Raw genomic sequence first — 9,511 nt, forward strand, 5'->3', positions numbered from 1 at the left:
ATTAAGTGATGCCCGTATCCGCTGGGACAAGACGTTTTTGCATGCGCTGCTCATTCAGCAGCTCCATCATCCATGTTTCAATTTCTTTCGTATGCTGCGTGGCATAGGCTGGATTCGCAAGATTGCGATTTTCTAGAGGATCTTCGGTTAAGTTGTACAGCTCAAATTCCTCAGGAGCCGGCTCCGTTTTCACTTGTGTCGCCCACAGCGGGTACTGTTCACCTTTCGCAGCATCAGCTTGCAAAAAGGTTACATCTTGTACGCCTGGTTGGCTCCAAAATTGCACGTTGTCATAGTAACGGGAGTATTTCCACAATTGTTTCTTGCCATCGGTAATGATCGTCATGAGGACAGACTCAATATGATTAGGCTGAACAACGGATGCATAGGCTTCCCCGAGTGGATTTACTTGGTGCTGGCCGCGTGTCACGTCGTCATCGGTCATGAAATATACAGGACTATCGCCGGTTACCGCCGGTTTTTGTTCCAAAATGATAGGAGTGAGGTCGCGCCCAACAAAAGGGCGGGCTTCGCTGAATCTCTTTTGCAAGCAGCATTGAATGGTATGGATGTCCACATTCGCAAGTCCAAGCATAGTAGGTAGCAAATCAACATGGCTTGTAAGGGTATCCACATTTTTATTATGCGGAAAAAGATGTTTATTATGAATAAGGAATGGCACATGCAGAAACTCTTCATAGGCACAGTACCATTTCTGATGAAGATTTCCGTGAGATCCGAGCAAATCTCCATGGTCTGAGGTGAAAATAACGATCGTATTGTCATAAAATGATGAGCGAGCAAGCGCCTCGTATACTTTTAACATTTGCTGATCGGCATTTTTTTGCAGCTGGTAATAAAGCTGACGGTAAAATGGATTGTCGATAATCGGCTGCAGTGCCTTAGGGTAAGTATCGCGATAGCTTGCTTGGCAGCGTGGTTTCGTAAGCAGCGATTCGTTCATCGTTGGTGGCGGGGAAACGGATGGTACCGTAGGCTCCACTTCGAAACGGAAGGCGGGCAGATGCGCGGTGAGCGCACCGTACAAAACAATATCGTGCGGGTTAACGAAGGAAGCAATGACTAACCATGGCTTGGCATTTTTATCATTGCTTTTTTGACGATCAAGGTTTTCAAGCAGCATCACGGTTTCCTCACCATAAACCACATCGCGTCCGCTTATTCCAAAACCTGCAGAGGAGGCGGAATTACGCGGATTTTTTCCATTTGGCTCCGGACCAATCCAGTCAGAGAAGCCGAAGTCATCTAAGCGATTAGCTTGGTAATATAAGTCGGTTCGCTCTCTGTCAGGTACGCCTGTCAAAGGATCAAAGCTTGGAATGCTGTTGTGGGTGCCAGGCACGATAATATCTGCATTGGTTATATGCCATTTCCCTTTGTAGTGCGTCTGATAGCCGGCTTCGCGGAAATAGTCGCCCATCGTAGGAACGGTGTTTTTATCCAGCCAATGCACATCGGAATCGAAAGACTCTTTGGCGATTCCAACCGTTTGGCTGACGCCGTGGAGCGATGGGTAATGTCCGGTAAATAAGGTTGCCCGGCTTGGGCAGCATGCGGAGCTCCCGATGTAGTGCCTATGGAACTCCATAGAGTTTTCTTTCAACAGCTCCTGTGCGATTAGATTTTTTTTGCGCCATTTTTTTATTTCGGCGTTCTCATATACAGGGGGATAACGTTCCTCATCCACCAGGATGACAAGAAAATTAGGCTTATCGAGCTTTCGTAAAGCTTGCTGATTACGTTTCATGGCATACACACATCCTTGGCTAAAGACTTCACTTTAAATTATGCTGTAAAGCTTAGAAACAGTAATTTTCTACCGTTAGATGCGTAAGCATATGCGAAAAAGAAACAAACTCACCTCATGAAGGAGGTGAGCTTGTTTCCTTTTTTATAGGTTTTACTTTTCTGCTTTCCATTCAGCGATTTGCTGTTTGTATTGTACAAGAAGCTCGCTCAGTGATTGCTTAATAGCAGCAGCATCTTCAGCTTGAACCGCTTGCGCCAGCTTAATCTCTGCTCTAATAAACGCCATGTCAGCGCTGTCGGCTTCGCTAATAGTCGCTTCAGTCATTTGAACTGCCGTACCTGTATTCTTATCAAGCTGTACGACATCAGCTGGTGCAATATTTAGTTTAGTGGAATCTGAGATTTTCACTGCAGAAGTGCTCATTGATAAAGTTCCGACATTCTCCGATTTAGAAATCGAAATCGTTTCCTTGCCAGCTGAAATTGCTGGTATTGCTTCAACAGATGAAATGAGGTTCTTCATCGTGCTGCCGATCGTTTTCTCATATTGGTCTAATGTATCCTGCCAGTCCGCTAGTGTGTCAGGTGCATACTTTTTGGCTAAGTCGAGCGGATTAGTAAAGCTGTTGACCACAGCTACACCAGTCGTTGCATCTGCGGAGATGGAAGTACTTGCTGTTACGTTTTGCAGCATTGAGAATTTTTCAGGTGCTGGCGCTTTAGACGCTGCATTCGAGATGGCAGGGCCTGCAACAGCGGACATTAATAAAGCAGATGAAAGGACAACTCTGGAAATAATCAACTTATGGTTCATGGTTTCACGCTCCTAATGGGTTTGTCTTACTCGTCTTACTCTACAAGAAGGCTGTGTCAGAACATTGGTGTATTTGTGGAAAAACGATGGCACGACCCCATTGCGATTGTGGGCTTGGTATACTTATAGAAGAAATGCTCAGGGGGTTAGTGAAGGTGAACAGCAATTATCGCATCGCCGTTGTGGATGATGACTTTCATATACGTAATTTAGTCGAGATTTATTTGCAGAAGGAAAATTACCAGACAATCGGTTTGGAAAATGCAGAGGACGCATGGGAGCTGTGGCAAACCAATCCTCCGGATCTGTGGGTGCTCGATATTATGCTGCCGGGAATGGATGGCTATGAGCTATGCAGGCGAATTCGGAATGAGGCAGAAGTGCCCATTATTATGATTTCAGCCAAAGATACAGAGGTTGATAAAATATTAGGCTTAGAGCTTGGGAGCGACGATTATTTAGTTAAGCCATTTAGTCCTCGGGAGCTGATGGCACGCATAAAGCGGCAGCTCCAACGCTGGTATAAAATTAACCAAGCCGAAGAAAACACGGCGAATGCTGCAACGCCATTGTCACGGCTGGAGCTTGGTGAACTTCAATTGATGCTGGAGGAAAGACGTGTATTCTGGCAAGGCGAGGAAGTCGACATGACGAGCAAGGAATTCACGATGCTCAAGGTGTTTATTGAGCAGCCGAATCGTGCTTTTGCTAGAGCTGATCTGCTCACACTCGTCTGGGGCGACGATTATTTCGGCAGCGATCGTGCAGTCGATCATCTTATTAAACGAATACGAAAAAAAATAGAACATTTACCTATAGAGTCGGTATGGGGTCATGGCTATCGAATGAGAACGGATCGGGGTGTGTATTAATATGAAGCTCGTTCATCAAATTAATCTCGCATTTGGCATCGCGCTTGTGCTTGTGCTATCGATCACAGCGCTCTTAATTCACTATGTGTTATTAGATCACTTTATGGTTGCGCAGAAGGAAGAATTGAAGATGGCAAGCGCATCGCTGTCCGCTACTATGATGAAGACGGAGACGTTGAGCCAAGCAGCAATCGATAGCCGGGTGACACTTTCTGCCAGTGCATTGTCAATTAACCCATCCATTGAAGCCGTCGTGACGGATGCCCAAGGAAATATTATGCAAGAGGTATTGCCGATGCAAACCTTGCAGGCGGGTAAAGCATCGAGCACGGAGACAGCAGCCATTACGAGCGTTGGTAATGTAGTAGATGGTACGGATAAAGGGTTTCTTGTTGAAGTGAACGCCATTCCGCAGGGTACCTTGACGCTCTTTACACCGGTCAGCAAAATCAAAGAAATTGAACAGGCGCTGCTGAAACGTCTGCTTCTTGTATTCGGTTTGGGCGGAATGCTCATGCTGGTGCTCAGCCATTTGATCACGAGGAAGCTAATCAAGCCGCTCATGAAATTAAAGGAAGAATTGACAAAGGTGAAGAGCCGCCAGTTTTCCAAGGTGAAACGCGTAAAGGCAGGGGGGGAGCTTGGTTCTGTTGCACAGGTCGTTTTTGAAATGGCTGACGAGCTTAATCGCTTTAACCGTGCGCAAAAGCAGTTTTTCCAAAATGCTTCACATGAGCTGAAATCACCTTTAATGTCCATTGCGGGTTATGCGGAAGGCATTAGAGACGGAGTGTTTGAAGGTGAAGGTGTTTATAAAGGCTTGGACATTATTTTAAGCGAAAGTGACAGGCTAAAAAATCTGGTGACCGAAATGACGTTGTTAGCGAAGCTGGACAGCGAGGAGGATATTTATCAGCCCTCGTGGGTGTGTTTAAAGGATTTGCTCGCTGAGACGATTGAACGTGTAAACCCTATGCTCGTCAAAAAAGGAATTACTCTGCATCCAAGCTATGATGAGCATGAACAGCTGATTGTACGAGCAGACCAAGACAAGCTTCTTCAGGCGATGCTTAATGTTGTGACAAACGCGATTCGACATGCGGACAAAAATATTTATATTCATGCTTCGGCTAAGAAAGGCCGGATAGAAATATCGGTGTCCGATGATGGCGGCGGCATTCCGGATGAGCTGCTTCCTTATTTATTTCATCGTTTTGTGAAAGGCAAGGACGGGGAGTCTGGCCTCGGCCTAGCTATATCGCGAGCGATTGTGGAACGATGCGGGGGCCTCATTACTGCCGACAACCGCAAGGGCGGCGGTGCTATATTTTCTCTTGGATTTCCAATAGCCGCATGAGTAAGAGTAAGCCATGCTCGATATTAAACATTCGAAGCTGCTGAAAATTTTACAAGGAGAAGCGGGTAGCATATTTTCATTTAAATCGTTAAACGCAATCCACAACCTCACCTGGTTGTGGATTTTTTAAATTCATTGCAGTGATTAGGTCATGTATAATAAACAAGTTAAATGAAAAATATGGCTTTTAAACTATAGATAAGCTAGGTGATCATGTGTCGGTTCTTACCATTAATGAGTTAGAGAGATATACCGAAAACGTACTCGTATTTCCTGCCTTTCATATCGAAATTGCACGTCATGAAGTGGTCGCGCTTTATTCGAGCATGAATGTCCGAAATACGTTATTGGCGATGCTGACAGGAAAACTGCCGATTTCCAGTGGGGAAATTAAAGTGAATGAGCTGTCATTTGCAAATAACAGGAAGGGTTTTCTTAGTCAGATAGGTCTTCTGCTGCTGGAAGAAGGCTCTTATGAACGGCTGACGGTCAAAGAAAACTTTAGTTTCTTTAAACAGCTATACGGTTCAAGCCTATCCATCGATGAAGCTGTCCGCATCGTCAAGCTCGATCTGAAAGCCAATAAGCGCCTAACGAAGCTGAGCCTGTCAGAGAAAAGGCGGGTTCAGTTTGCACGCTTATTATTTCAAAATCCTGCTCTTTACATTTTTGAGGAGCCGGATCAGAATGTCGACCTCGAAACGAAGCTTGTTTTTCATAAGATGGTGCATAGACTCGGGGAGAGCGGCAAAGCGATTCTCGTGCTCACGGGGAATATGGAAACAGCGCTTAGTGTGACGAGCCGGGTCTATCGACTGGATGAGAAGGGACTCAAAGCTTTTGATGTTCAAGATACAGAAGAAGAACCAAAATCAATATCTCCAGAAGATGCGGATAAAAAGGAAGAACTTATGCCTTCACATGCAGAAAGTGATGAGGACCTTGAAGATGATGAGCCTATCGTTCAGCACGTCAGATTCGAGAAAATTCCGACAAGAATGAATGACAAAATTATATTGTTTAATCCTCCGGAAATTGATTATATCGAAAGCAGTGAAGGACAAACGAATCTCTATATTAAAGGGGAGATGTATCCAACATCCTTCAAAATTAATGAGCTGGAAGAAAGACTGCAGACGTATGGTTTCTTTCGTTGCCATCGTTCTTACATCGTTAATTTGCAAAAGGTAAGAGAAGTCATCACCTTCACTCGCAATAGCTATAGCTTGGTGCTTGATGATCATTTAAAGACTAACGTACCGCTGTCAAAAACAAAAATGGCTGAGTTAAAGGAAATGATCGGGCTTAAATAAGCTCCATTCACCGAAACCGCTGCTCCAAACCACGTGATTATTGCGCTATTCAGCCCGAAATAAGCATCATTCACCCCTTTGTATGCTCCATTCAATGCGATTATAATGCGCCTCTCCCTCCTCTCACCTAAGATGAAGGTAGATCGGATAAAACAACGGAGGTTGAGAGCGGCATGCAAAATATAATTGAAGTGACTTCATTAGAGAAATCATTTTCGAATTCCAGGGCGTTAAAGGACGTTTCCTTTAACGTAAGGAAGGGTGAGATTTTCGGATTTCTAGGACCAAGCGGATCGGGCAAAACAACAACCATCAAAATATTAACAGCGCAGTCGAAGCCGACCTCGGGGAGTGCCTATGTATTTGGAGTACCCACGAGTAAATTGCGAGAAGAGAAGTATCGCAAAAAAATTGGGATCATTACCGACAATACGTCTTTGTATGCTCGCTTGTCTGTTTACGATAATTTGAAGTTTTTTTGTGACTTATACGATGTGCCCGAAGGCCGGATTCATGTCGTGCTGCAGATGGTGAATTTGGAGCAAGAGAGCAAGAAGATGGTATCTAAATTATCCAAGGGCATGCTTCAACGGGTCATTCTCGCTCGGGCTTTTCTGCATGAACCAGAGCTCTTGTTCCTGGATGAGCCCACATCAGCGCTTGACCCTGTGAATACGAAGCATATTTATGAAGGCTTGTTACAATTGAAAGCCAAGGGCACAACCATTTTTTTAACGACGCATGATATGAACGAAGCCGAAACTTTATGCGACCGCGTTGCTTTCCTAAACAATGGAACGATTCAATTGCTCGATGAACCAAAGAAGCTGCGTGAGCAGCATAGTGATGCAACCATTACAGTGGAGCTAACTGATGGGTCAACGGTTATTGTACCAAAGGGGTCTGATGGGGCGCAGAAGGTATTTGACTATATGAGCAAAAACCAAGTAGCATCCATTCAATCCAATTTTCCGACATTAGGCGATATTTTTGTAGAAGTGACTGGGAGGAAACTATCATGACATTTTCAATGAAACGAGTAAGGGCCATTTTGCAAAAAGACTATAAAGACGTATCTCGAAACATGTATATAACCACGACATTGATCCTTCCTTTAGTCCTTGCTGCTTTTTTTGGGCGCGTTGGTGGGAATACCATTGATGTACATTATTTGATCATCAATATGGCCTTAATTTTAGTAGCTACTTATGTGCAGTCTTCTTTAGTCGCCGAAGAGAAAGAAAAAAACACACTGCGCGGACTTATGCTGTCACCGGCGAGTATTTTCGAGATTTTTTGCGGCAAAAGCTTGCTAAGCTTTATTGCGAGCACGGTTATAATTATTTTGTCTGCTTTGCTTACCGATTATCATCCGAAAAACCTATTGGTCATTATCATCGCAATATTTTTATCTTCCGTTTTTTACTTGGGCTTAGGCACGTTCATCGGTTTGTTAACCAAATCGGTGATGGAAGCCTCCGTTGCGATCATGCCGGCATTTGTCATTTTTGCTTTTGGGTCATTGATTACACCGTTGATGGATCAGTATCCAATCCTGACCGTTGCCAAGTTCATGCCGAACCTGCAGCTGATTGAATTAGCAAAACAAGTGGAGGCTGGTGCGGGGCTGGTAGACGTATTGTCCCATTTAGCTATCATTTTTGTTTGGATTATTGCGATGTATGCTGTCTGCTTGTACGTATACAAGAAACGTATGGTGGATGAATAAAGCAAAGTAGTATATGAAATGGTGGAAGGAGCAGCATGATTTTGCTGCCGCTTAAGCCAAGAGAACCCGAACCGCTTGCGGCCGGGTTTTTCGACATTTTCCTGAATCAAAGAATTGTAAGCTTGTGTATTCTCATGCATAATTGGAGTATATTGTTACTGCTCGTATATTGGCATTTACAGACTGGAGAGGCTTCGATGTATAAAGTAATTATTGTCGATGATGAAGCGGTTGTCCGAATCGGATTGAAAAATACAATCAATTGGAATGAACATGGCTTCGAATTGATTGGTGATTACGCTAACGGTCGAGAAGCGTGGGATGCCGTAGAATTGGATAGGCCGGAGCTCGTTATTTCAGACATCAGTATGCCGTTTATGGACGGATTAGAGCTGGCTGGTTTAATTTCCGCTCAATTCCCGTATATAAAAATGATTATATTAACAGGCTATGACGAATTTGAGTATGCGCAGCAGGCGATTCGGCTTAAAATTTCTGATTTCATTCTGAAACCGATTACAGCGCAAGAGATACGTCAGCTCCTGGATCGAATTAAAGCAGAGATGGATGAAGAGAAGCAGCGTCGTGAAGATCTGGGCAGGCTAAACAACCAGCTGGAGCACAGTCTTCCGCTGCTTAAAGAGCGATTTCTAGAGCGTTTAGTTGCGGTTGGTTTAGGAAAAGGGGAAATCGCAGAACGTTTTGCTTATTTCAACCTGCCGCCGATATCACCGCTATATTTGGTCATGGTCGTAGATATCGACGATTTTGGCGACCGAGAACTGTCCTCCTATGAGCATGATGTCGAATTTTTGCGATTCGCTGCTTATGATATTTTTAATGAAACGCTGGACCGAGAGCATGTGCTGACATTCCGAACCCGTGAGGAGCGGATGGTTGCCATCATTTTTGGACATGACAGTGAAAGCCTCCTGTATGAACAAGGATTTTCGCTTGCTGAGGAGGTCCGCTATCATATTGAGAAATATTTGAAGTTTACAGTGACGATAGGAATCGGACGAACATGTACGCTTGCTGAACAGCTGCCGTTATCTTACAAGAGTGCGTTGTCGGTGCTGGACTATCGTTTTCTGCTAGGTAAAAATAGAGTGCTAAGCATTATTGATATTGAAGGAAAACCTTCCGGATACATGCCGCTGAGCCATGACCTCGACCGCAAGCTGGCTGCTGCTGTTAAGACAGGCGCCATTCAAGAAGCCTACCAATTGATTGAACAAGGGGTAGCGGAGCTGAAAACCTCTCTTGTTCCAGTAGAAGCCTGTATGCTGCAAATGCAAAAGGTTGTTCTCTCGCTGATGAACTCTGTACAGGAGCTAGCCGTTCGAGAGCAGGAATCGCCGTTTGAGCAGCAAATGAAGCTGATGAACGTGTTCAAATTCAAGACGCTGGATGAGGTTGAGATTTGGCTAAAGGACATGGTAAGCTCCGTTATTTCTACTATAGCGGATAACCGTAATTATTTGACCAACATGCAAATTCATCGCGCGGTGGAGTATATCGATACAAATTACGCGAATGAAAAGATGTCGTTGCAGGACTTATGCCGTCATGTGCTCATGAGCTCAAGCTACTTCAGTCTCGTGTTCAAACARCATACAGGAGAGACGTTTATTGAGTATTTGACCGGTGTAAGGG

The 9,511-nt window shown here is 44.5% G+C and carries 8 protein-coding genes; 6 read left to right on the plus strand and 2 right to left on the minus strand.

The genetic code is table 11. The features are described 5' to 3' along the window. Position 1 precedes the first annotated feature (1 nt). Together AC1DSE_RS08995 and AC1DSE_RS09000 are read right to left on the minus strand one after the other, a co-directional pair. The gene (locus AC1DSE_RS08995; RefSeq protein ID WP_477512410.1) at positions 2–1,768 is read right to left on the minus strand and encodes a sulfatase family protein; all 1,767 of its coding nucleotides are present in this window, start codon (positions 1,766–1,768) and stop codon (positions 2–4) included. Between the two features lie 153 nt (positions 1,769–1,921). After that, entirely contained in the window at positions 1,922–2,584 is a 663-nt protein-coding gene (locus AC1DSE_RS09000; RefSeq protein ID WP_477512409.1) for a hypothetical protein, read from the minus strand. A 155-nt stretch (positions 2,585–2,739) separates the two neighbouring features. Here AC1DSE_RS09000 and AC1DSE_RS09005 point away from each other — a divergent pair, with 155 nt between their 5' ends. The 6 genes from AC1DSE_RS09005 to AC1DSE_RS09030 all read left to right on the plus strand — a co-directional run. Then, complete coding sequence (locus AC1DSE_RS09005) at positions 2,740–3,456, plus strand: response regulator transcription factor (protein WP_339206184.1); 717 nt, start codon at positions 2,740–2,742, stop codon at positions 3,454–3,456. Position 3,457: 1 nt separating this feature from the next. Continuing rightward, the gene (locus tag AC1DSE_RS09010) at positions 3,458–4,813 is read left to right on the plus strand and encodes a sensor histidine kinase (RefSeq protein WP_477512408.1); all 1,356 of its coding nucleotides are present in this window, start codon (positions 3,458–3,460) and stop codon (positions 4,811–4,813) included. A gap of 215 nt (positions 4,814–5,028) precedes the next feature. Then, entirely contained in the window at positions 5,029–6,126 is a 1,098-nt protein-coding gene (locus tag AC1DSE_RS09015; RefSeq protein ID WP_477512407.1) for a LytTR family transcriptional regulator DNA-binding domain-containing protein, read from the plus strand. A gap of 173 nt (positions 6,127–6,299) precedes the next feature. Continuing rightward, positions 6,300–7,148, plus strand: a complete 849-nt coding sequence (locus AC1DSE_RS09020) for an ABC transporter ATP-binding protein (protein WP_477512406.1) — start codon at positions 6,300–6,302, stop codon at positions 7,146–7,148. Continuing rightward, complete coding sequence (locus AC1DSE_RS09025; RefSeq protein ID WP_477512405.1) at positions 7,145–7,855, plus strand: ABC transporter permease; 711 nt, start codon at positions 7,145–7,147, stop codon at positions 7,853–7,855. Before AC1DSE_RS09020 ends, AC1DSE_RS09025 begins: the two co-directional genes overlap by 4 nt. A gap of 197 nt (positions 7,856–8,052) precedes the next feature. Further along, the coding region (locus tag AC1DSE_RS09030) for a response regulator (RefSeq protein WP_477527602.1) at positions 8,053–9,511 on the plus strand (1,459 nt) is incomplete at its 3' end.

It is taken from the genome of Paenibacillus sp. 01L418 (assembly GCF_056400045.1).